This window comes from Streptomyces sp. NPDC093598, from assembly GCF_044764825.1.
GTDB lineage: Bacteria > Actinomycetota > Actinomycetes > Streptomycetales > Streptomycetaceae > Streptomyces.
The window spans coordinates 53,272-75,857 of the sequence record NZ_JBIWIV010000016.1; the positions used below are offsets into that span (position 1 = coordinate 53,272).

Annotated in this window: 21 protein-coding genes; 14 read left to right on the top strand and 7 right to left on the bottom strand. The window is 71.7% G+C overall.

What is annotated here, in order from left to right; translation table 11 throughout:
* Positions 1 to 90: 90 nt before the first annotated feature.
* From ACIRDU_RS32115 to ACIRDU_RS32135, 5 genes are all read left to right on the top strand, one after another.
* Positions 91 to 1,731 carry a sensor histidine kinase gene (locus tag ACIRDU_RS32115; RefSeq protein ID WP_403586074.1) on the top strand — a complete coding sequence of 547 codons (1,641 nt, stop codon included), beginning with the start codon at positions 91 to 93 and terminating at the stop codon, positions 1,729 to 1,731.
* On the top strand, positions 1,728 to 2,135 hold the full coding sequence (locus ACIRDU_RS32120; protein ID WP_390990839.1) for a roadblock/LC7 domain-containing protein: 408 nt from the start codon (positions 1,728 to 1,730) through the stop codon (positions 2,133 to 2,135). The genes ACIRDU_RS32115 and ACIRDU_RS32120 overlap by 4 nt, the downstream gene beginning before the upstream one ends.
* Positions 2,132 to 2,530: a DUF742 domain-containing protein gene (locus ACIRDU_RS32125; RefSeq protein ID WP_403586076.1), complete on the top strand. Its 399-nt coding sequence runs from the start codon at positions 2,132 to 2,134 to the stop codon at positions 2,528 to 2,530. The genes ACIRDU_RS32120 and ACIRDU_RS32125 overlap by 4 nt, the downstream gene beginning before the upstream one ends.
* Complete coding sequence (locus ACIRDU_RS32130) at positions 2,511 to 3,131, top strand: GTP-binding protein (protein WP_403586078.1); 621 nt, start codon at positions 2,511 to 2,513, stop codon at positions 3,129 to 3,131. Before ACIRDU_RS32125 ends, ACIRDU_RS32130 begins: the two co-directional genes overlap by 20 nt.
* Positions 3,132 to 3,193: 62 nt before the next feature.
* A complete protein-coding gene (locus tag ACIRDU_RS32135) occupies positions 3,194 to 4,729 on the top strand; it encodes a cytochrome P450 (protein WP_403586081.1) in 1,536 nt (511 codons plus the stop codon).
* On the opposite strand, the gene ACIRDU_RS32140 is transcribed toward ACIRDU_RS32135, so the two are convergent.
* Positions 4,723 to 5,715, bottom strand: a complete 993-nt coding sequence (locus ACIRDU_RS32140) for an RluA family pseudouridine synthase (RefSeq protein ID WP_403586083.1) — start codon at positions 5,713 to 5,715, stop codon at positions 4,723 to 4,725. The two genes, ACIRDU_RS32135 and ACIRDU_RS32140, sit on opposite strands and share 7 nt — an antisense overlap.
* Positions 5,716 to 5,793: 78 nt before the next feature.
* Between ACIRDU_RS32140 and ACIRDU_RS32145 the strand changes: the two genes are divergently transcribed.
* A complete protein-coding gene (locus tag ACIRDU_RS32145; RefSeq protein WP_403586086.1) occupies positions 5,794 to 6,375 on the top strand; it encodes a GNAT family N-acetyltransferase in 582 nt (193 codons plus the stop codon).
* A gap of 26 nt (positions 6,376 to 6,401) precedes the next feature.
* Here the strand turns inward: ACIRDU_RS32145 and ACIRDU_RS32150 are convergent, their stop codons facing one another.
* Together ACIRDU_RS32150 and ACIRDU_RS32155 are read right to left on the bottom strand one after the other, a co-directional pair.
* Complete coding sequence (locus tag ACIRDU_RS32150; protein ID WP_403586087.1) at positions 6,402 to 7,244, bottom strand: siderophore-interacting protein; 843 nt, start codon at positions 7,242 to 7,244, stop codon at positions 6,402 to 6,404.
* Positions 7,245 to 7,346: 102 nt separating this feature from the next.
* A complete protein-coding gene (locus ACIRDU_RS32155) occupies positions 7,347 to 8,252 on the bottom strand; it encodes a 5'-3' exonuclease H3TH domain-containing protein (protein WP_403586341.1) in 906 nt (301 codons plus the stop codon).
* A 221-nt stretch (positions 8,253 to 8,473) separates the two neighbouring features.
* Here ACIRDU_RS32155 and ACIRDU_RS32160 point away from each other — a divergent pair, with 221 nt between their 5' ends.
* From ACIRDU_RS32160 to ACIRDU_RS32175, 4 genes are all read left to right on the top strand, one after another.
* Positions 8,474 to 9,565, top strand: a complete 1,092-nt coding sequence (locus tag ACIRDU_RS32160; protein WP_403586344.1) for a glycine betaine/L-proline ABC transporter ATP-binding protein — start codon at positions 8,474 to 8,476, stop codon at positions 9,563 to 9,565.
* Positions 9,558 to 12,173, top strand: coding sequence for an ABC transporter permease/substrate binding protein (locus tag ACIRDU_RS32165; RefSeq protein ID WP_403586089.1), 2,616 nt, complete (start codon positions 9,558 to 9,560; stop codon positions 12,171 to 12,173). The genes ACIRDU_RS32160 and ACIRDU_RS32165 overlap by 8 nt, the downstream gene beginning before the upstream one ends.
* Positions 12,174 to 12,505: 332 nt before the next feature.
* A complete protein-coding gene (locus tag ACIRDU_RS32170) occupies positions 12,506 to 13,075 on the top strand; it encodes a helix-turn-helix domain-containing protein (protein ID WP_403586092.1) in 570 nt (189 codons plus the stop codon).
* Positions 13,072 to 13,791: a helical backbone metal receptor gene (locus ACIRDU_RS32175; protein WP_403586094.1), complete on the top strand. Its 720-nt coding sequence runs from the start codon at positions 13,072 to 13,074 to the stop codon at positions 13,789 to 13,791. The genes ACIRDU_RS32170 and ACIRDU_RS32175 overlap by 4 nt, the downstream gene beginning before the upstream one ends.
* On the opposite strand, the gene ACIRDU_RS32180 is transcribed toward ACIRDU_RS32175, so the two are convergent.
* Complete coding sequence (locus ACIRDU_RS32180) at positions 13,703 to 14,854, bottom strand: TDT family transporter (protein WP_403586096.1); 1,152 nt, start codon at positions 14,852 to 14,854, stop codon at positions 13,703 to 13,705. The genes ACIRDU_RS32175 and ACIRDU_RS32180 overlap by 89 nt on opposite strands.
* A gap of 70 nt (positions 14,855 to 14,924) precedes the next feature.
* Here ACIRDU_RS32180 and ACIRDU_RS32185 point away from each other — a divergent pair, with 70 nt between their 5' ends.
* Positions 14,925 to 15,854, top strand: coding sequence for a LysR family transcriptional regulator (locus tag ACIRDU_RS32185; RefSeq protein ID WP_403586099.1), 930 nt, complete (start codon positions 14,925 to 14,927; stop codon positions 15,852 to 15,854).
* Between the two features lie 25 nt (positions 15,855 to 15,879).
* Here the strand turns inward: ACIRDU_RS32185 and ACIRDU_RS32190 are convergent, their stop codons facing one another.
* The 3 genes from ACIRDU_RS32190 to ACIRDU_RS32200 all read right to left on the bottom strand — a co-directional run bounded on the left by ACIRDU_RS32190 (position 15,880) and on the right by ACIRDU_RS32200 (position 18,931).
* A complete protein-coding gene (locus ACIRDU_RS32190) occupies positions 15,880 to 16,554 on the bottom strand; it encodes a gamma-glutamyl-gamma-aminobutyrate hydrolase family protein (RefSeq protein ID WP_403586347.1) in 675 nt (224 codons plus the stop codon).
* A gap of 37 nt (positions 16,555 to 16,591) precedes the next feature.
* Positions 16,592 to 18,037, bottom strand: coding sequence for an ethanolamine permease (gene eat, locus ACIRDU_RS32195; RefSeq protein ID WP_403586101.1), 1,446 nt, complete (start codon positions 18,035 to 18,037; stop codon positions 16,592 to 16,594).
* 153 nt (positions 18,038 to 18,190) lie between these two features.
* A complete protein-coding gene (locus ACIRDU_RS32200) occupies positions 18,191 to 18,931 on the bottom strand; it encodes a FadR/GntR family transcriptional regulator (RefSeq protein WP_403586104.1) in 741 nt (246 codons plus the stop codon).
* Between the two features lie 83 nt (positions 18,932 to 19,014).
* Between ACIRDU_RS32200 and ACIRDU_RS32205 the strand changes: the two genes are divergently transcribed.
* The 3 genes from ACIRDU_RS32205 to ACIRDU_RS32215 are packed head-to-tail and all read left to right on the top strand — an operon-like array spanning position 19,015 to position 22,543.
* Positions 19,015 to 20,379, top strand: coding sequence for a glutamine synthetase family protein (locus ACIRDU_RS32205; RefSeq protein WP_403586107.1), 1,365 nt, complete (start codon positions 19,015 to 19,017; stop codon positions 20,377 to 20,379).
* An 8-nt stretch (positions 20,380 to 20,387) separates the two neighbouring features.
* On the top strand, positions 20,388 to 21,761 hold the full coding sequence (locus ACIRDU_RS32210; RefSeq protein ID WP_403586109.1) for an aldehyde dehydrogenase family protein: 1,374 nt from the start codon (positions 20,388 to 20,390) through the stop codon (positions 21,759 to 21,761).
* Positions 21,758 to 22,543 (top strand): 3-oxoacyl-ACP reductase, encoded by a 786-nt coding sequence (locus ACIRDU_RS32215; protein ID WP_403586111.1) that lies wholly within the window; start codon positions 21,758 to 21,760, stop codon positions 22,541 to 22,543. The genes ACIRDU_RS32210 and ACIRDU_RS32215 overlap by 4 nt, the downstream gene beginning before the upstream one ends.
* Positions 22,544 to 22,586 lie beyond the last annotated feature (43 nt).

Consider the following 22,586-nt stretch of genomic DNA (forward strand, 5'->3'; position numbering starts at 1 on the left):
TCCCCAATGTGTGGAAGATCCCGACAGCTTCATGACATACCCCCCTGCAAGTCCCCTCGAACCTCAGTCGACTCCTGTCAGAAGGCCCACATGGTGAGTGTTCAATCCCCTCCCGGTCGCCGTGAACTTCCCTACACGCGCGTACTGTTGCTGCCCGCCATAGTCATGGCCGCGGCGACGGGAGCCGCCGTCGCCCTGGTGACGGAGCCGGCCCGGGGTGCCGTCGGCTGGTGCGGCGGCATCGCCACCGCGCTGGTGATCGCGACGGCGGCCGAGGCGGTGCGCCGCGGCCGTGCCCTGCGCCAGCAGCGTGCGGAGCACGCCCGGCACACCGCGCATCTGGAACAGCGGATCGCCGCCCACGAGAACGAACTGGTCCGCTTCTCCAGGGAGATCGTCCCCGCCGCGCTCAACCTGCTGAGCACCGGAGAATCCCCCAGGGAGGTGATTCGCAAGCTCGGTCTCGCCAACCCCGCCTTCCGCGACCTCCCCGCCCCGCAGGCCGAGACGCTGCTGAAGGTTCTCAAGATCGTCGACCACGAAGTGACCATGCGTGACGCCGCCGCGCGCTCCTTCGTCAGTGTCGCCCGCCGCGTCCAGGCGATCATCCACCAGCAGGCCGAGGAACTCCGGGAGATGGAGGAGGACCACGGCCGCAACCCGGAGGTCTTCGACGACCTGCTGCGCATCGACCACGGCAACGCCCTGATCGGCCGGCTGGCCGACTCCGTCTCCGTCCTCGGCGGCGGCCGTCCCGGACGGCAGTGGCCCGAGCCGGTGTCCCTGTACAGCACCCTGCGCGGCGCCATGTCCCGCATCCTGGAGTACCGGCGCATCCAGCTGTCCTCCATCGCCAAGGTCAGCGTCAAGGGCATCTACGTCGAGCCGGTCATCCACGCCGCCGCCGAGCTCCTCGACAACGCCACGCGCTACTCGCCCCCGCAGACCAAGGTGCACGTCACCGCAACCGAGGTGCAGACCGGCGTCTGCATCGAGATCGAGGACGGCGGTGTCAACCTCAACGAGGAGGCGCGCGCCCGGATCGAGGGCATGCTGGAGGCCGCCAAGGCCGGCGTCGACCTCCAGGACATCGGCGAGCACCCGCGCCTCGGCCTGGCCGTCGTGGGCCGCCTCTGCACGGCGTACAACATGCAGGTCTCGCTGCGCGCCTCCGCGTACGGCGGCGTCCGGGCCATCCTCATCGTGCCGAGCGAGATGATCACCCACGAGCCCGGTGTCGGACTCGCCCACGGCATCGGCGCCACCGGCATCCCCATGACGGTCGGCATCCCCGAGGGCCCGAAGCGCGCGCCCAAGAGGCGCCGCCCCACCAGCCCGAAGATCCCCGCCACGGTGTCCCTGGAGGACGACGACGCCCCCGAGGTCACCGAGTGGACCGCGAACGGCCTGCCGCAGCGCCGCAGCAGGGTGAAGATGCCGCTCGCCGAGCGACTCGCCCAGCAGGCCGCCAACGAGAAGGCCGACCGGGAGGCCGCCGAACGGGGCGAGTTCAACCCCTGGGCGATCGCGGAGCCCGAGCCCGCGCCCCTGCTCGACATGAACGCCCCCGACGCGCCCGGCAAGGGCCTCGAGGCCTTCTGGGAGGGGCTCAAGCAGGGCATCGAGCCCGGCACGCACCCGACCGACTTCATCCGGAACCCGACCAAGTACCTGCACCTGATCAACGACCCGGCCCCCACCGAGGCCGACGACGAGGGGGACCTCAAGTGATCCAGCAGCGAGGCAACTTCGACTGGATGCTCAAGCAGCTCGCCGACGGCGTGCCGGGCATCGAGATGATCGTGGTGCTCTCGGCCGACGGTCTGCGCATCGCCCGCTACGGCGGCGAGCCCGACGCGGCCGACCGGGTCGCCGCGGCCTGCGCCGGCCTGCAGTCCCTCGCGGGCAGCATCTGCCAGGAACTCACCGTCGGCGACGGCGAGATGAAGCTCGTCATGATCGAGATCGACCGAGGCTACTTCTACCTGATGAGCGCCGGAGCCAACGCCTTCCTCGCGGTGCTCTCCGACGTGCGGTGCGAACCCGGCCGGATGAGCGCGATGATGCGCGACCTCGTCGTCCGGATCGGCGGCCATCTCACCAGTCCGCCCCGGCGCAACGGGCAGATCGTATGACGCCTCCCCAACGCCAGAGGCGCGACCTCGCCCCGGAGCCGCCCAAGCCCCACGAGGGCGACGGCAAACCCGGGAATCCGGAGCGGATGTACGTGGTGGCCGGTCCCGACGGTGAACGGGCCGAGCTCGACCTGGTGACGTTGATCGTGGCGCGTGCCACGGACCCGCCGCCCTCCGCCTCTCCCGAGCAGGCGGCGCTGCTCCGACTCTGCGCCGCCCCCTTGTCCGTGGCCGAGCTGTCGGCCTACCTCCACCTGCCGTTCAGCGCGATGGGCGTGCTGCTCACCGAGTTGCTGACGGCGGAACTGGTGCAGGCGCGTGCCCCGATCGTCCGCAAGGCGCGCACCGACCGTTCCCTCCTCGAAGCGGTGATGAATGGACTTCAACGGCTCTGACACCATCCCGGGCCCCCGGGCCGAGGACCAGCTGCCCCACACGGCACAGGCCGCGGCCAAGATCGTGATCGTGGGTGGCTTCGGCGTCGGCAAGACGACCATGGTCGGCTCGGTCAGCGAGATCACACCGCTGACCACCGAGGAGACCATGACGCAGGCCGGCATCGGTGTCGACGACAACTTCGGCTCCGCGTCCAAGACGGCCACCACCGTCGCCATGGACTTCGGCCGGATCAGCATCACCGACCAGCTCGTGCTGTACCTCTTCGGCACGCCCGGCCAGCAGCGCTTCTGGTTCCTGTGGAACGGCCTGTTCGAGGGCGCGCTCGGCGCGGTGGTGCTGGTCGACACCCGGCGGCTGGAGGTCAGCTTCGACGTCATGGGGCGCCTGGAGGAACGCGGCGTGCCGTTCGTGGTCGCCATCAACTCCTTCCCGGACGCCCCTCGTTACGCCATCGACGAGCTGCGCACGGCCCTCGACCTCACGCCGGACATCCCGATCATCGAGTGCGACGCGCGGCGGCGGGCCTCCAGCCGCGACGTCCTGATGACCCTCATGCGCTTCCTGCACTCCCTCGCCATGACGGGCTCGCTCACCTGATCCGTGTCCGTCCACCCCATCCCTTCCCCCCATGACACCTGGAAAGCTTCGGAGCGACCACTGTGACGCCTGAATCCCACGCCCCGACCAGTACGGACGACCTCCGGCCCGGCCCGCCCCCCGGCTGCCCCGCGCACGGCCTCGGGCCCGGGGGACTGCACCGGCTGCACGAGGCGGAGGACCTGGGAGCGCTGTACGAGCAACTGCGGGACCAGCACGGTCCTGTGGCGCCCGTGCTGCTCCACGACGACGTGCCGATGTGGATCGTCCTCGGCCACGCCGAGAACCTGCACATGGTGCGTTCGCCCTCGCAGTTCTGCCGGGACAGCCGTATCTGGACCCCGCTCAGGGAGGGCCTCGTCAAGCCCGACCACCCGCTGATGCCGCACATCGCCTGGCAGCCCATCGCCTCGCACGCCGAGGGCGACGAGCACAAGCGGCTGCGCGGCGCGGTCATGGGCGCCATCTCCACCATCGACTTCCGCAGCCTGCGCCGCTACATCAACCGCAGTACGCAGGTGATCGTCAACCGGTTCTGCGAGGCGGGCGAGGCGGAGCTCGTCGGCCAGTTCACCGAGCACCTGCCGATGGCGGTGATGTGCGAAATCCTCGGCATGCCCGACGAGTACGACGACCGGCTCGTCGAGGCCGCCCGTGACGCGCTCAAGGGCACCGAGACCGCGATCGCCAGCCACTCCTACGTCATGGACGCCCTGAGCCGGCTCACCGCCGCCCGCCGCGCCCAGCCGGAGGAGGACCTCGCCAGCTATCTGATCACCCACCCGGCCCGGCTGAGCGACGACGAGGTCAGGGAGCACCTGCGGCTGGTGCTCTTCGCCGCCTACGAGGCCACCACCAACCTGCTGTCCAACGTGCTGCTCACGGTGCTGATCGACCCGCGCTTCCGGGCCCAGCTGAACGGCGGCCAGATGACGGTGCCGGAGGCGGTGGAGCAGTCCCTGTGGAACGAGCCGCCGTTCAGCACGGTCTTCGCCTACTTCGCCAAGCAGGAGACCGAGCTGGGCGGGCAGCGCATCCGCCGCGGCGACGGGCTGCTCTTCGCGCCGCTCCCGGCCAACGTCGACCCGCGGGTGCGGCCGGACCTGAAGGCCAGCATGCAGGGCAACCGCTCCCACCTCGCCTTCGGCGGCGGCCCGCACGAGTGCCCCGGGCAGGACATCGGCCGCTCCATCGCCGACGTCGGCGTCGACGCGCTGCTGATGCGGCTGCCGGACGTCGAACTCGACTGCGACGAGGAGGAGCTGCGCTGGACGGCGTCCATCGCCTCCCGGCACCTGGTGGAACTGCCGGTGCAATTCTCGCCCAAGCCGCCGCAGGACGTGCAGGAGGTACCGAACCACAAGCCGGTCGCCGCGCAGCGCTCGGACTGGCAGATCGGCATCGCGCAGCCGCAGGCCGCACCGGCCGTGGCACAGCCTCAGCCGGCCGTCGCACAGCCCCAGCCCCCGGCCGCGCAACCGCAGCCGGACCCGGTGCTGCCCCAGCCGGTCCCGGCACCTCCGCTGCAGGCCGTCGCGGAACCGCCCCGCCGCAAGGGTGCCTGGCAGCGCTTCCTGAGCTGGTGGATCGGCTACTGACCGTCTGACGGGCCGTCGTACGTCCCGGCGGCCCACCGGTCGTACGACGCCCAGGCCGCGAGCACCCGGCCGCTGTGGAACCGGTGCTCCTCGCCCGTGACCGGGTCGGTGAACTCCAGGGACCGCGCCAGCAGTTGGAGCGGACGCCGGAAGTCGCCGGCCGGCACGGGGGCGGTCGGCTCCGGGTAGAGCGGGTCGCCGAGGATCGGCACGCCCAGGGCGGTCATGTGAACGCGCAACTGGTGCGTCTGCCCGGTGGCGGGGGCGAGCCGGTACCGGGCGAGTCCGCCGGACCCACCGGGGCGGTCGCGGTGCTCGACGAGCTCGACGCGGCTCACGGCGTTGGGCTCGCCCGGCACCTCCCGGGCGGTGAGCACCCCGCGCTCCTTCACGATCCGGCTGCGCACGGTCCGGGGCGAGGCGAGGGCGGGGTCGTACGGGGCGACGGCCTCGTACTCCTTGCGGATCCGGCGGTCGCGGAACAGCGTCTGGTACGCGCCGCGCTCCTCGGGGCGCACGGTGAACAGCACGAGTCCCGCGGTGAGCCGGTCCAGGCGGTGCGCGGCGGTGAGCGCGGGAAGGTTCAGCTCGCGGCGGAGCCGGGCCAGCGCAGTCTCGGCGACATGGCCGCCGCGCGGGGTGGTGGCGAGGAAGTGCGGCTTGTCGGCGACGACGATGTGCTCGTCCCGGTGCACGACCTCCAGCGGGAAGGGCACCGGCACCTCGTCGGGCAGGTCCCGGTGGAACCACACGAACATCCCGGGCACGTAGGGGGCGTCCGCCGCGACGGGCCGTCCGTCCGCCCCGACGATCCGGCCCGCGTCGAACATGCCGTCGACGACCCCGGCGCCCGCCCCGGAGAGCCGCTCCACCAGATGCTCGCGCACCGTGCCCCACGTCCCCGCGACGGGCAGCCGCACCCGCACCGGGTCCACGCCGTGGCGCTGCGGCAGGGGAGAGGGCGGGGTGTGGGTCTTGCGTCTCATCGCGGCCCAGCGTACGAGCCCGGTGTGCGGGGCGGAAAACCACTGGGACCGCCCCGTGGACCTTGCCAGGATGCGGGTATGCCGTTCCTCATCAGCCCGGTCCTGACCCCCGGGACGCTCGCAGGCCGCCCGCAACCCACGCTCCCCGCCGACGGCGGACTCGTACTGCGCCCCTGGCGGGCCGGCGACGCGCCCGCGGTGTACGAGGTCTTCCAGGACCCCGTGATGCACCAGTGGCACGCCCGGGCCGCGGACTCCGTGACGGAGGTCGGCGACTGGATCCAGGAGTGGCACCGGGCGTGGAAGGGGGAGCGGGAGGCGCACTGGGCCGTGGCCGACACGGACTCCGACGCGCTGCTGGGCCGGGTGGCGCTGCGCGAGCTGCGGCTCGACGACGGGACGGCGGAGGTGGCGTACTGGACCGTCCCGGCGGCCCGGGGCCGGGGGGTCGCCGCCCGCGCCACGACCGCACTCACCCAGTGGGCCCTGGACGAGGCAGGCTTCCACCGGCTGGAACTCCTGCACGCCGTGCGCAACGAGGCGTCCTGCCGCGTCGCCGGCAGGACCGGCTTCGCCCTGGAGGGCACCAAGCGCAGTGCGGTCCTCCAGCCGGACGGGTGGCACGACATGCATCTGCATGCGCGGGTACGGGGGGACTGAGCCGCCTCCCGCGCACCACGCTGCCCTCAGGCGGCGGACACGCGCTCCTGCTCCGCCTCGATCCGGGCGTTCCACTCGCGCTTGGAGGCCTGCCAGCCGTCCTCGTTGTGGCCACGGCGCCAGTAGCCGGAGATCGAGAGGTCCTCGCGCGGGATATGGCGCTCGACGCGGAGCAGATGGCGCAGCTGCTTGACGAAGTGCGCCTCGCCGTGGACGAAGGCGTGCACCCGGCCCGCGGGGAACTCCAGGCCCCGCACGGCCTCGACCAGGGCCTCGCCGTGAGGCCGGGCGCCGCGATGCAGCCACACGATCTCCACGTCCGAGTCGATCTTCTGCTCTTCCTCGGGGCCGGAGACCTCCACGAAGGCGTACGCCCTGGCCCCGCGCGGCAGCGCCTCAAGGGCGCAGGCGATCGCGGGCAGCGCGCTCTCGTCACCGGCGAGCAGATGCCAGTCGGCGTCCGGGGCGGGCGTGTACGCCCCACCGGGTCCCATGAAGCGCACCGTCTCGCCCGGCCGGACGCGCACGGCCCACGGACCGGCCAGGCCCTCGTCACCGTGGATGACGAAGTCCAGCGTCAGTTCGCGATGTTCGGCGTCCCACTGGCGGACCGTGTACGTCCGGGTCACCGGCCACTGTTCGCGCGGCAGCTCGTCCCGGACGCGCTGGAGGTCGAAGGGTTCCGGATAGGTCACGCCCACGGGCGGGAACAGCAGCTTCACATAGTGGTCGGTGCACGTGCCCGCCGCGAAGTCGGCGAGGCCCTCGCCGCCGAGCACCACACGCTGCATGTGCGGGGTCAGCCGCTCGGTGCGGACGACCTGCGCGGAGTGGAGCCGACGCGGCTGGCGTCCCGGTCGCTCTGCCATGAGGACCTCCCTGTCTCGCATAGTTAGGGTTACCTAAGTTAGCACCTTGTCCTCACTTCACACCTCTCGTGCGGGCAGTCACGTCGTTCTCTTACGAAAGAGTCAGGTCGCAAGCGTCGTCAGCAGGCGCTCCAGTGATCCGCCCAGTCCCCATCGGGCCGCCAGCGCCTCCAGTGCCTCCGGGTCGCGCGGCGCCCGCGGCAGTGCCGTGGAGACGTCCGGCAGGGGCACGTCGTCCGCGACCCGGACCACCTTCGGCGCGACGGCGAGATACGGACGCGCCTCGTCCAGCCGCCTGCGCTGCGTCGGAGTCAGCTTCGACCGCCGGTCCTCGACCGCCGCCATGATCCCGGCCAGGTCCCCGAACTCGGCCAGCAGCTTGGCGGCCGTCTTCTCGCCGATGCCCGGCACGCCCGGCAGACCGTCGCTGGGGTCGCCGCGCAGCAGGGCCAGATCCGCGTACCCGCTGCCGCCGACCCCATACTTCTCACGCAGCACCGCCTCATCGGTGTGCTGCAGCGTGCCCACGCCCTTCAGCGGGTACAGCACGCGCACCCCGCGCGCGTCGTCCACCAGTTGGTACAGGTCGCGGTCGCCCGTGACGATGTCGACCGGGCCCTTTGCCCGCGCGGTGAACGTGCCGATCACGTCGTCCGCCTCGTATCCGGCGACGCCCACGCGCGCGATGCCCACCGCGTCCAGCACCGCCTCGATGACCGGCACCTGCGGCGACAGCGTGTCGGGCACCTCCTCCTCGTCCGGGCCCACCGCGTGCTCCTCGGCGACGCGGTGCGCCTTGTAGGACGGGATCAGCTCCACCCGCCAGTGCGGCCGCCAGTCGGCGTCCATGCAGGCCACCAGAAGGTCCGGCCGGTGGTCCTTGACCAGGCGGTCGATGAAGTCGAGCAGGCCGCGCACGGCGTTCACCGGCGTGCCGTCCGGGGCCCTGACCGAGTCCGGGACGCCGAAGTAGGCGCGGAAGTACAGGGAAGCGGTGTCGAGGAGCATCAGTCGTCCGGTCACGCCACGCATCATGCCGTACGCCGCCGACAGCCACCCGCCGCTGCGCAACGCGTTGCGCCCTGCGCCTCGGGTGTGAAGCGCCACACCTTTCCGTTTGCTTTCGGGGATCGAGGGGAGGCGCCGCCCCGGAGCGAGGCTGGTTGCGCATTTCAACTGTTTGCGCCCTGTCCTCGCTCTGTTCTGTTGCCAAGGAAATAGAGGTGCACGTGTCAGCGACGCTGGAAGCGACGAGTCTGTACAAGGTGTTCGGCAGGAGACCGGACCGGGCCGTCGAGCGGCTGCGCGGCGGAGCCGACCGCGAGGAGCTGCGGGCCGAGGGCACGACCGCCGCCGTGATCGACGCGTCCTTCACCGTCGAGCCCGGGCAGATCTTCGTCGTCATGGGCCTGTCCGGCTCCGGCAAGTCCACCCTGCTGCGCATGCTCAACGGCCTGCTCGAGCCGACCGCCGGACAGGTGCGCTTCGACGGCCAGGACCTGACCGCGCTGAGCGACCGCGAGCTGCGCCAGGTCCGCTCCAAGAAGATCAGCATGGTGTTCCAGCACTTCGCGCTCTTCCCGCACCGCAGCGTGCGCGAGAACGCCGCCTACGGTCTGGAAGTGCAGGGCGTGCCCCGCGCCGAGCGCGTACGCCGCGCCGACGAGGCGCTCGCCCTGTGCGGTCTGGCCGGCTGGGAGAAGTCCTGGCCCGACGAGCTGTCCGGCGGCATGCAGCAGCGCGTCGGCCTCGCCCGCGCGCTCGCCACCGACGCCGACCTGCTGCTGATGGACGAGTCCTTCAGCGCCCTGGACCCGCTGATCCGCCGTGACATGCAGGACCAGCTGCTGGAGCTCCAGCAGAAGCTCAAGAAGACGATCGTCTTCATCACCCACGACCTGAACGAGGCCATGCGCCTGGGCGACCGCATCGCCGTCATGCGCGACGGCCGGATCGTGCAGATCGGCACCGCCCAGGACATCCTGCTGCGGCCGGCGAACGACTACGTCGCCTCCTTCACCCAGGACGTCGACCGATCCCGCGTCCTGACTGCGGGCGAGCTCATGGACACCTCGGTCACCGCCGACGACCCCGGCTGCCACTGCGAGACCGCCACGCCCGACACCCCCTTCACGGAGCTGTGCGCCATCAGCGCCCGGCTCACCCACCCCGTCTCGGTCGTGGACCAAGACAACAGGCAGATCGGCGTCATCCCCCGGCAGCGCCTGATCGGCTTCCTCGGCGACGAGCAGGACGCCACCCCGGAGCCCTGCGACTCCCCGCGGGACAAGGGCGGAGAGAAGGTGACCGCCCGTGCCTAGGATTCAGCTCGGCACCTGGGTCAACGACGCGGTCGACTGGCTCACCACCCACATGGCGTGGCTGTTCGACTTCTGCAAGACCGTCTTCCTCGGCCTCTACGACGGCATCAACGCCGTCCTCCAGGCCCCCGAACCGCTGCTCCTCGCCGGCATCTTCGCCGTGATCGCCTTCTGGCTGCGCGGGACGCTCGCCGGTGTCCTCACGTTCGCCGGATTCGCGTTCATCGACTCCCTCGAACTGTGGGAGAACGCGATGATCACCCTGGCGCTCGTCCTCGTGGCGACCGTCATCGCGCTGGTGATCTCCCTGCCGGTCGGCATCTGGGCGGCCCGCTCGGACCGCGTCAGCTCACTGGTACGGCCCGTCCTGGACTTCATGCAGACGCTGCCCGCGATGATCTACCTCATCCCGGCGATCCTGTTCTTCGGCACCGGCGCCCCCGCCGGCATCGTCGCCACCCTGATCTTCGCGCTCGCCCCGGGCGTGCGCATGACCGAGCTGGGCATCCGGCAGGTCGACAAGGAACTGGTCGAGGCGGCCGAGGCGTTCGGCACCTCGCCCCGCAACACTCTGCTGCGCGTCCAGCTGCCGCTCGCCCTGCCCACCGTCATGGCCGGCGTCAACCAGGTCATCATGCTCGGCCTGTCCATGGCCGCGATCGCCGGCATGGTCGGCACCGGCGGCCTCGGCGGCGACGTCAACGAGGCCATCGGCCAGCTCAACGTGGGCCTCGGCTCCGAGGCCGGTGTGGCCATCGTGATCCTCGCGATCTACCTGGACCGGATGACCAGCGCCCTGGGCACCCAGGTCTCCCCGCTCGGCCGCCGCGCCGCCGCCAAGCTGCGCGCCGCGCAGGGGCTGAGGATCTGGTCCTACCGGCCGCGCCCGGCGGTCGCCGTGATCGGCGTCGTCGTCCTCGCGCTCACCGCGGGCGGCATGGGTGTCCTCGGTGGCGGCACCGGCACCGAGGCCGCGGCGGACGGCAAGAACGTCGGCCAGGGCAAGAAGATCAGCATCGGCTACATCCCCTGGGACGAGGGCGTCGCCTCCACCTTCCTGTGGAAGGAGGTCCTGGAGCAGCGCGGCTACGAGGTCGAGGCCAGGCAGTTCGACGCCGGCCCGCTCTACACCTCCCTCGCCCAGGGCGACGTCGACTTCCAGACGGACGCCTGGCTGCCCACCACGCACGCCCAGTACTGGAAGAAGTACGGCAAGCAGCTCGACGACCTCGGCGCCTGGTACGACAAGACGTCCCTGGAGCTCACCGTGCCCTCCTACATGAAGGGCATAGACTCCCTGGCGGACCTCAAGGGCAGGGCCTCCGAGTTCGGCGGCGAGATCACCGGCATCGAGGCCTCCGCCGGTGAGATGGCGCTGCTGAAGAGCAAGGTCCTCAAGGAGTACGGCCTCGACAAGGAGTACGAGGTCGTCGACAGCTCCACGCCCGCCATGCTGGCCGAGCTGAAGCGCGCCTACGCCCAGAAGAAGCCGATCGTCACCACCCTCTGGTCGCCGCACTGGGCGTACAACGACTACGACCTCAAGAAGCTCAAGGACCCGAAGGGCGCCTGGGGCGAGGGCGACGGCGTGCACACCCTGTCCCGCAAGGGCTTCGCGGACGACGACCCGACGGTCGCCGAGTGGCTGAAGAACTTCACGATGAGCGAGAAGCAGCTCACCAGCCTCGAGGCCGAGATCAACAAGGCGGGCAAGGGCAACCAGCAGGACGCCGTCCGCGCCTGGCTGAAGCAGAACCCCGGCGTCGTCGACAAGCTCGCCCCGGTGCGGAACACCGGCGGCAGCACGCCGGCCGAGGCGAAGCAGCCCCTGGACGTCGCCTGGTTCCCCTGGGACGAGGACATCGCCGTCACCTACCTCTGGAAGAACGTCCTGGAGCGGCGCGGCTACACGCTGAACCTCAAGCAGATGGACGTCGGCCCGGTCTACACGGGGCTGGCCTCGGGCGACCTCGACCTCAACTTCGACGCCTGGCTGCCCTACGCCCAGAAGAACTACTGGGACAAGAACAAGGACCGGCTCAAGGACCTCGGCACCTGGTACGAACCGACCTCCCTGGAGCTCGCCGTACCGTCCTACGTGAAGGGCGTCGACTCCCTGGAGGACCTCAAGGGCAGGTCCGGCACCTTCAAGGGGAAGATCATCGGCATCGAGCCGGGCACCGGCGAGATGGACCTGCTGAAGAACAAGGTTCTGCCCGGCTACGGCTTGGACAAGGAGTACGAGGTCGTCGACGGCTCGACGCCCGCCATGCTGGCCGAGCTGAAGCGCGCGTACGCCGAGAAGGAGCCGATCGCCGTCACCCTCTGGTCGCCGCACTGGGCGTACAGCGACTACGAGCTGACCAAGCTGAAGGATCCGAAGAAGGCCTTCGGTGAGGGCAACACGATCCGCACCATCTCCAACGAGAAGTTCCCGGAGGAGTACCCGCAGCTCACGAAGTGGATCAAGAACTTCACGATGAGCGAGGCCGAGCTCGGCAGCCTGGAGAGCGAGATCAAGGATCGCGGCCAGGGCCATGAGGAAGAGGCCGTGGCCGAGTGGCTCGAGCAGCACCCGGACATGGTGAACCGCATGACTCCGCAGTAGGGTTCCGGGGTGGGACGCGCGACACACCGCGTCCCGCCCCGCCCGCCGATCCCACGAGCGGGATCCGGACAACCACAGAGCGCCACGCCACCCCCTGAACCCCCTCTTCCGCCCTGATCCTCCGGCGAGCGAACGGCCCGCCCCGTTCCCTTCGGCGGCGGATCCCCTGGCGCGAAGCGTGAGGTCGGCACCGTCCCGTATGACGTCCATGTGACGGGCGCGGGAAACGGTTTGCCGAACATGCGTAGGGTGCAGACAACTCAACAGAAGCAGTGCGCCGGGACACCGTCGCACAGGGAGCGGATCGACGGGCGAAGGAGGGAGCCGGAGCGATGGGCGACCACAAAGAACAGCCTCTTCGGGTGGGCGCGGCCGTGCGCCGGCGGCGCCGCGCGCTGGGGCTCACACTCGCCGTCGTGGCCGCGCGCAGCGGCCTGTCGGTCCCCTTCCTCAGCCAGATCGAGAACGACCGGGCGCGGCCCAGCACCAGTTCCCTGGAGAAGGTCGCCGACGCCCTGCGCACCACCGCCGTGGAACTGCTCGCCGCGGCCGACCCGGCGTGCAGCGTGGACGTCGTCCGCGCCGACGGCACCGAGCCGCTGCTCCAGCCGCAGGCGCGCTCCCTGGTCCGCGGCCACCACCAGATGCACGCCTCCGAGTTCATCGGCGACCATGACGCCGGCCGTGAATTCCAGTACCGCAACGACCAGTTGATGTACGTCGCCGACGGCGCGGTGGAGATCGAGGCGGAGGGCCGCGCCTACCGCCTGGGCCGCGGCGACACGCTGTACCTGACCGGCGGTGTACGGCATCGCTGGCGGGCGGCCGAGTCGGACACCCGCGTGATCGTCGTCGCCGTGGCGGAGCACATCGAGGCGGTCCGGGACCGGCCACGCCGGTGAGAGTCGTCTCGCTGGTCCCCTCGCTGACCGAGGCCGTGGCCCGGTCCGCGCCCGCAACCCTGGCCGGCGCCACCGACTGGTGCACGCATCCCCCCGACCTGGACGTCGTACGCGTCGGCGGCACCAAGAACCCGAAGACCGACCGGATCCTCTCCCTCGCGCCCGACCTGGTCATCGCCAACGAGGAGGAGAACCGCGCACCCGACCTCGCGGCCCTGCGCGCCGCGGGAGCCGAGGTCCTGGTGACCGAGATCCGCGACGTGCCGCAGGCCTTCCGGGAACTGGCCCGGGTGCTGGACGCCTGCGGGGTGACGGGCCGCCCGCGCTGGCTGGACGAGGCGGAAGCCACCTGGGCGTCTCTGCCGGAGCCCGGTACGCGAGCGACGGCGCTCGTGCCGATCTGGCGCCGCCCGTGGATGGTCCTGGGCCGCGACACCTTCGCGGGCGACGTCCTCGCCCGCCTCGGCGTCGACCTCGTGCACGCCACGCACCCCGACCGCTATCCCCGCGTCCCGCTGGAGGAACTCCGCGCCTCGGCACCTGACCTGGTGGTGCTCCCGGACGAGCCGTACCGCTTCACCGCGGACGACGGCCCCGAGGCCTTCCCCGGCCTGCCCTGCGCGCTCGTCAGCGGACGGCACCTGACGTGGTACGGGCCGTCGCTGGCCGAGGCGCCGAGGGTGCTGGGCCGGGCGCTGCGAGCAGCTCGCCCCTGAGCAGCCCGCGCACGGTGCCCGCGACGGCGGTGCCCCACGCCGCGACCAGCACCGCGTACAGCACGACCGCCGGCCCCGTGTACGCCACGAGCCCGGTGTGCCGGCCCAGCGCCTCGGCGCCCGTGACACAGGTGCCCACCGGGAAGGTGAACGACCACCAGGTCATCGAGAACCGCATCCCGTGCCGCCGGGCACGCAGCACATGGACGGCGGCCAGGCAGAACCACAGCAGCGCGAACCCCATCACGGGCACGCCGTAGAGCACGGCGAGGACCCCGAAGCCCTCGCTGTACGGCGGGGACACGACCCCTGGCGCGACGTCCGCGAACGCGCCGACGGCGGTCGTGGACTGCCCGAGCGGGCCCAGCACCAGGACCAGCGTCGGGGTGAGGGCGAGGGGCAGCGGCCCACCGGTGAGCAGCCTGGCGAAGACCAGCGGCAGCATGACCAGGGTCGCGAGCAGGCTGAGCCCGAACAGCGCGAAGCAGCCGAGGAGCAGTGTCCCCCGGGCCTGACCGGACGGCAGATGCGGCACCAGCGACGGCCCGACGGCGGCCGACACCATGGGCGCGACGAGCGGCAGCAGCCAGACGGGCGTGGCCTGCCCCGGCTCCACGCGATGGCGCACGGCCATCAGATACGGCACGGCGACGGCAGCGGCGAGCCCGAGCACCGTACCGGCGGTGAAGAGCACCACGTCGAGGGCGACGGCCGCCCGTATGCCGATCCAGTCCCGGCCGACCGTGAGGGCACCGCCGCCCACGGCGAGCAGGGCCATGGCGAGGCAGCCGTAGAACGGTGCCGTAGCCGGGTCCAGGAGGTGGACGCGGGCCTGGTCCCGGTGCCGGCTCCAGTGCGCGGCCCGTCCGGCGAACAGCGCCAGGAGCAGGGCGAGCGAGAGGGCCCACACCCCCGCCAGCACGCCGCGCAGCCCCGGGACGTGCGCTGGAAGGGCTGACCCGGCGGTGGCGACGACGGCGGTCCCCATCACGGTGGCGTACCAGTTGGGTCCGAGATGCCGGACGGAGAGCGGGTAGGTGACGGGCTGGGCTGCGGTGACCATGACGCCACGGTGGGGCCGGGGGAGGCGCACCACCAGGGAGGACGCCTCTATGGCGACATAAACTGGGTTTATGAGCAACGCGGATGAGCAGGCCGGGCCGTCGGCCGCCGGGCCCCTGGGGCACCGGGTGCCGGATCTGGGCGCCCTGGAGCTGCTGCTGGCGGTCGCACGGCTCGGCAGCCTCGGTGGTGCCGCGCGGGAACTCGGTATCACCCAGCCCGCGGCCAGCAGCCGGATCCGGTCGATGGAGCGGCAGCTCGGGGTGGCGCTGGTCGACCGGTCGCCCCGCGGGTCCCGGCTCACGGACGCCGGGGCGCTGGTGACGGACTGGGCGCGGCGGATCGTGGAGGCGGCGGAGGCCTTCGACGCGGGGGCGCAGGCGCTGCGCGTCCGCCGCGACTCCCGGCTGCGGGTGGCCGCGAGCATGACCATCGCGGAGTACCTGCTGCCGGGCTGGCTGCTCGCGCTGCGCGCGCAGCGGCCCGACACGGCGGTGTCGTTGCACGCGGGGAACTCGACCGTGGTGGCGGAGCGGCTGCTGTCCGACGAGGCGGACCTGGGGTTCGTGGAGGGGCTGTCGGTGCCGGCCGGTCTCGACTCGGCGGTCATCGCCCACGACCGGCTGATAGTGGTGACCGCGCCGGGGCATGCGTGGGCGCGGCGGCGGCGGTCGCTGGCCGCGGAGGAACTGGCGTCGACGCCGCTGATCCTCCGGGAGAAGGGCTCGGGCACGCGTCAGGTCCTGGACGCGGCGCTGGGTGGCCTGGCCCGGCCGCTGATCGAGCTGTCCTCGACGACGGCGGTGAAGGCGGCGGCGGTGAGCGGCGCGGGCCCGGCGGTGCTGAGTGAACTGGCGGTGGGAGAGGAGCTCTCGATGCGCCGGCTGGTGCGGGTGCCGGTGGACGGGGTGGCGCTGGCACGGGACCTGAGGGCGGTGTGGCCGACAGGGCACCGCCCTACCGGGCCCGCACGGGACCTGCTGTCGCTGACGCGGGGATAGCCCCTGCCCGTCCGACTGCTGCGGATCAGGCGCCGGAAGCCGCCTCCACCAGCGCCCGCATCACCCGCACGTCCTCCCCCATCTCCGGATGCCACTGCACGCCCAGGACCCAGTCGGCCGAGGGGAGTTCCACCGCCTCCACCGTCCCGTCCGCCGCGTACGCCGAGGGGACGAGGCCCGCGCCCAGGCGATCCACGGCCTGATGGTGGTACGTCGGCACGAACGTCTCCTCCGGCACGACACCGGCGTACAGACTCCCCGGCACCGGCTTCACGGCATGGCCCCCGAAGACGCCCACGACCTCGGCATGCCCGTCGATGTGCTGCACGAGCGTCCCCCCGAGGGCGACGTTCAGCAACTGCATCCCCCGGCAGATCCCCAGCAGGGGCACCCCGGCCGCCAGCGCGGCGTCGATCAGCGCCAGCTCCCAAGCGTCCCGCTCCGGCGCCGGCGGCCCCGTCCGCTCCTCGCGCTCCGCCCCGTAGCGGACCGGCTCCACGTCCGGACCGCCAGCGATGACCAGCCCGTCCAGCCGGGCCACGGCGGCCGCCGCGTGGCGCGGGTCGTCCGGTGGCAGCATCGCGGCCAGGCCGCCCGCCTGCTGCACCAGCCGGGGGTAGCCGACCGGCAGCAGGGCCGCCTCCAGCTCCCACACGCCCCAGCGCGCACCCGATTCCAGATAGGTGCTGACCCCGATCAACGGCCTGACCACGACAACTCCCTCACCACTCGACGCCTCAGTCCCGTGCCAACTCTGCCTCGGCCGCCGCCAGCGCCGCGAACTCCTCCTCCGGCGCCTTCGCCACCAGCCGCTTACGGCTGTACAGGCCGAAGTACCCGACGGCCACGACGTACACCGCGAGCGCGATCAGTGCCGCCGTCACGTCCACCAGGAACGTCGCGACCAGCGCCGCGCACGCCAGCACCAGGGCGACCGAGGACGTCAGCACCCCGCCGGGCGTGCGGTACGGCCGTGGCAGCTCCGGCTCGCGGCGGCGCAGCACGATGTGCGACAGGGACATCAGCGCGTAGGAGATGGTCGCGCCGAAGACGGCGATGTTCAGCATCCGGGCCCCGTTGCCCGACACCGCCGCCAGCAGGAAGCCGATCGTGCCGGGCACCAGCAGGCCCAGGTAGGGCGCCTTGCGGCGACTGGTGAGGGAGAGGAAGCGGGGCAGATAGCCCGCGCGGGACAGGGCGAACAGCTGGCGCGAGCCCGCGTAGATCAGGGAGAAGAACGACGCCACCAGGCCGGCCAGGCCCGCGTAGTTCACGATCCGGCTCAGCGTCGTCGCCTCGCCGTTCGGCTGGAGCGCCTCGACCAGCGGGTTGCCCGCCTCCTGGATCGCGTCGGAACCGCGTGCTCCGGCCGCCGCGAAGAAGGTCACCACCGCCAGCACCACCAGGATGCCCATCGACCAGCGGATCGCCTTCGGCAGCGTACGGGCCGGTTCCCTGGTCTCCTCGGCGGCCAGCGGCACGCCCTCGACACCGAGGAAGAACCACATGCCGAAGGGGAACGCCGCCCAGATGCCGAGCAGGCCGAACGGCAGCCAGGAGTTCGACCCCGCGGCGGAGGAGTCGACCGGGATGTCGTCCAGGGACGCGAAGGAGAAGTCGGGCAGCGCCGCCAGCGCGAACACGATCAGGGCGACCACCGCGATGCCGGTGACGACGAAGCTGAAGCGCAGCGCCTCGCCCACGCCCCACAGATGGATGCCGAGGAAGATCGCGAAGCAGACCAGGTACATCGGCCAGCCGGACTCCAGGCCGAACAGGCCCAGCGACTCGACGTAGTCGCCGATGAAGATGACGATCGCGGCGGGCGCGAGGACGTACTCGATCAGGATCGCCGTGCCGGTCAGGAAGCCGCCCCACGGGCCGAGCGCCCGCCGGGCGAAGCCGTAGCCGCCGCCCGCCGTGGGCAGGATCGAGGACAGCTCGGCGAGCGCGAAGACCATGCACGCGTACATCGCGCCCATGAGCACCATGGCGATCGCGAGACCCCCGAAGCCGCCTTCGGCGAGGCCGAAGTTCCAGCCCGAGTAGTCGCCGGAGACGACGTAGGCGACGCCGAGGCCGGTCAGCAGCACCCAGCCGGCGCTGCCCCGGCGCAGTGCTCTGCGTTCCAGATAGTCGTCGCCCTCCGGGGCGGCGGGTGTGACGGTGGGTTCCTGGGACATGGGCAGACTCCCGACGGGGCGGCGGCGGTCACGGGGGCGAGCGGACTGCGACTCAATGGAATGGAGCCATACCTTTGCGGTGCCGACCGAGCGAAGGCAAGACCCGTGCGTTAATCGCCCGTAAATCCTCACCGCGCGAAGACACCGCCCGGCTCAGCCGAGGAAGCCCCGCAGCAGCGCCGCCGTGCCCCCGCAGTGCTCGCGCATGATCTCCCGCGCCTGGTCGGCGTCGCCCTCGATCACCGCCTCCACCAGGGCGGTGTGCTGCCGCTGGGAGTGCTCCAGGTTGCGCACCAGCAGCGGAATGCAGTCGAGCAGGTCGTTGACCCTCGCGCGGACGGCCGCGTACTGGGCGGTGAGCGTCGGGGAGCCGGACAGCTCGGCGAGCGTGAGGTGCAGCAGCGTGTCCAGGCGGCGGTACTCGGCGAGCGGCGCGTCGTGCGTGCGCGCCAGGGCCTCGCGGAGCCGGTCCGCCTGCTTCTCCTCCAGCCCGTGCGCCGCGCACAGCCCGGCCGCGCCCACCTCCAGCACCTCCCGGAACCGCAGCACGTCCTCGATGTCGACCTCGGCGACCCGGCGCCGCAGCTCGTCCTCGCCGACGGCGTCGGTGCGCGGCAGCACGAACGTCCCGCCGTACCGGCCGCGCCGCGACTCGACGAGACCCTGGTCCTGGAGCACCTTCAGCACCTCGCGCAGCGTCACCCGGCTGATCCCCAGCCGCTCCGCCAGCTCCCGCTCGGCCGGCAGCCGCTCGCCCCCCGGCACCAGACCCAGCCGTACGACCTGCAAGATCTGCTCCAGCGCCTCCTCGAAGCCGTTGCCCGCGCGCACCGGCCGCAGCACCGGCGTCAGCCCGTCGCGCTCCACCCCGCCGCCGTCCGCTTCCTCCGGCATGGGCCGTGCCCCCTTCCCAAGCAATGGTTCTCCGCAATACCTTATGGCTCCCGGCGGACCCAAGGAGCCAAGGAGGCCCTCCCGTGGCAGACCGCACACCCCCGCTGAGCGTCGAGGAGCTGCACACCCTCGTCGCCGGCGGTGAGATCGACACTGTCGTCCTGGCCTTCCCCGACATGCAAGGGCGACTCCAGGGCAAGCGGTTCGCCGCACGCTTCTTCCTCGACGAGGTCCTCCGGCACGGCACCGAGGGCTGCAACTACCTGCTCGCCGTCGACACCGAGATGAACACCGTCGACGGCTACGCGATGTCCTCCTGGGACCGCGGCTACGGCGACTTCGCCATGCACCCGGACCTGACCACCCTGCGCCGCGTTCCCTGGAACGAGGGCACGGCCATGCTCCACGCCGACCTCGCCTGGAGCGACGGCTCCCCGGTCGTCGCCGCCCCCCGCCAGATCCTGCGCCGCCAGCTGGAGCGCCTGGCCGAACTCGGCTACACCGCCCAGGTCGGCACGGAGCTGGAGTTCATCGTCTTCAAGGACACCTACGAACAGGCCTGGGACGCCGGCTACAAGGGCCTGACCCCGGCCAACCAGTACAACATCGACTACTCGGTCCTCGGCACCGGCCGCATCGAGCCCCTGCTGCGCCGCATCCGCAACGAGATGGCCGGCGCCGGCCTCACCGTCGAGTCCGCCAAGGGCGAGTGCAACCCCGGCCAGCACGAGATCGCCTTCCGCTACGACGAGGCCCTGGTCACCTGCGACCAGCACTCCGTCTACAAGACCGGCGCCAAGGAGATCGCCGCCCAGGAGGGCATGTCGATCACCTTCATGGCCAAGTACAACGAGCGCGAGGGCAACTCCTGCCACATCCACCTCTCGCTCGCCGACGCCGACGGCACCAACGCGATGGCCGGGGACGGCGAAGGCGGCATGTCGGACGTCATGCGCCACTTCCTCGCCGGCCAGCTCGCCGCCCTGCGCGAGTTCTCCCTCCTCTACGCCCCCAACATCAACTCCTACAAGCGGTTCCAGCCGGGCTCCTTCGCGCCGACCGCCGTCGCCTGGGGCCAGGACAACCGCACCTGCGCGCTGCGCGTGGTCGGCCACGGCCGCTCCCTGCGCTTCGAGAACCGCCTGCCCGGCGGCGACGTCAACCCCTACCTCGCCGTCGCCGGGCTGGTCGCGGCAGGACTGCACGGCATCGAGCAGAAGCTGGAACTGCCCGACCCCTGCCCCGGCAACGCCTACGCCGCCGACCTCGACCACGTCCCCACCACCCTGCGCGAGGCCGCCGAGCTCTGGGAGAACAGCACCGTCGCCCGGGCCGCATTCGGCGACGAGGTCGTCGCGCACTACCGCAACATGGCGCGCGTCGAACTGGACGCCTTCGACGCCGCGGTGACCGACTGGGAGCTGCGCCGCTCCTTCGAACGTTTGTGAGGTCCTTCTTGTCTTCCGAGCACCTTCTGGAAGTACTGAACCCCGCGACCGAGGAGGTCGTCGCCGCCGTCGCCGGGGCGAGCCCGGCCGACGTGGACACGGCCGTCACCTGGGCCGCCAGGGCACAGCGGACCTGGGCCGCCCTGGCCCCGGCGGACCGCGCCCGGCTGCTGCGCCGCTTCGCCGCCACGGTCGACCAGCACCTGGAGGAACTGGCCCGGCTGGAGGTCCGCGAGGCAGGCCACCTCATCGGCAACGCCCGCTGGGAGGCCGGCAACGTCCGTGACCTGCTGGACTACGCGGCCGGGGGAGTGGAGCGGCTCACCGGCCGGCAGATCCCGGTGCCCGGCGGTCTGAACGTCACGATCCTCGAACCGCTCGGCGTCGTCGGCGTGATCGCGCCCTGGAACTTCCCCATGCCGATCGCCGCCTGGGGCACCGCCCCCGCCCTCGCAGCCGGAAACGCCGTCCTCCTCAAGCCCGCCGAGACCACCCCTCTCACCGCCCTGCGCCTGGCCGAACTCGCCCTGGAGGCAGGGCTCCCCGAGCACCTCTTCCAAGTCCTGCCGGGACGCGGTGACATCACGGGCGACGCCCTGGTCCGCCACCCCGGTGTCGCCAAGATCGTCTTCACGGGCTCCACCCGGACCGGGACGCGCGTCGCCGCCCTCGGCGCCGAGCAGGTCAAGCCCGTCACCCTCGAACTCGGAGGCAAGAGCCCCAACATCGTCTTCGCCGACGCCGACCTCAAGACCGCCGTCGACCCCTTCTCCTTCCTCGACAACTCCGGCCAGGACTGCTGCGCCCGCACCCGCGTCGTGGTCCAGGAGACCGTCTACGACGAGGTCCGCGAGCTGCTCGCCGAGGCGCTGGCCGCCGTGGTGGTGGGCGACCCGGCCGACGACAAGACCCAGATGGGCCCGCTGATCTCCCGCCAGCAGCTCGACCGCGTCCGCGGCTTCGTGCCCGACGACGCCCCGGCCCTGCGCGGCAGCGCCCCCGAGGGCCCCGGCTTCTGGTTCCCGCCGACCGTCCTCACCGGCGAGAGCCCCGACTCGGCGGCCGCCTGTGAGGAGATCTTCGGCCCCGTCGCCGTGCTCCTGCCCTTCACCGACGAGCAGGACGCGATCCGCCTCGCCAACGGCACCCCCTACGGCCTCTCCGGCTCCATCTGGACCCGGGATGTCGGCCGTGCCCTGCGCGTCTCCCAGGCCGTCCGCGCCGGCAACCTGTCCGTCAACTCCCATGCCAGCGTCCGCTACTGGACCCCCTTCGGCGGCTACAAGCAGTCCGGCGTCGGCCGCGAGCTCGGCCCCGACGCCCTGGCCGCCTTCACCGAAACCAAGAACGTCTTCATCAGCACGGAGGGCCCCGCACAGTGACTGCCCAGGAGAACATCTGCCGCCGCCTGGTCGGCCGTACCGCCGTCGTCACCGGAGCCGGCAGCGGCATCGGCCTCGCCGCCGCCCGCCGCCTCGCCTCCGAGGGCGCGAACGTCGTCTGCGGCGACGTCGACGACACCCGCGGCAAGGCCGCCGCCGAGGAGGTCGGCGGCACCTTCGTGAAGGTCGACGTGACCGACCCCGAGCAGGTCGAAGCCCTCTTCAGGACCGCTCACGACACCTACGGCAGCGTCGACATCGCCTTCAACAACGCAGGCATCTCCCCGCCCGACGACGACTCCATCCTGGAGACCGGCCTGGAGGCCTGGAAGCGCGTCCAGGAGGTCAACCTCACCTCCGTCTACCTGTGCTGCAAGGCCGCCATCCCCTACATGCGGCGCCAGGGCAGGGGCTCGATCATCAACACGGCGTCCTTCGTCGCCAGGATGGGCGCGGCCACGTCGCAGATCTCGTACACGGCCTCCAAGGGCGGCGTCCTCGCCATGTCCCGTGAACTGGGCGTGCAGTTCGCCCGCGAGGGCATTCGCGTGAACGCCCTGTGCCCCGGCCCGGTCAACACCCCCCTTCTCCAAGAGCTGTTCGCCAAGGACCCGGAGCGGGCCGCGCGCCGCCTGGTGCACATCCCGCTGGGCCGGTTCGCCGAGGCCGAGGAGATCGCCGCCGCCGTCGCCTTCCTGGCCAGCGACGACTCCTCCTTCGTGAACGCCACCGACTTCCTGGTCGACGGCGGGATCGCGGGGGCGTACGTCACACCCCTGTAAGCGAGGGTCCGGACGGCCCGGGTCGCGCCCTACAGTGCCGGGA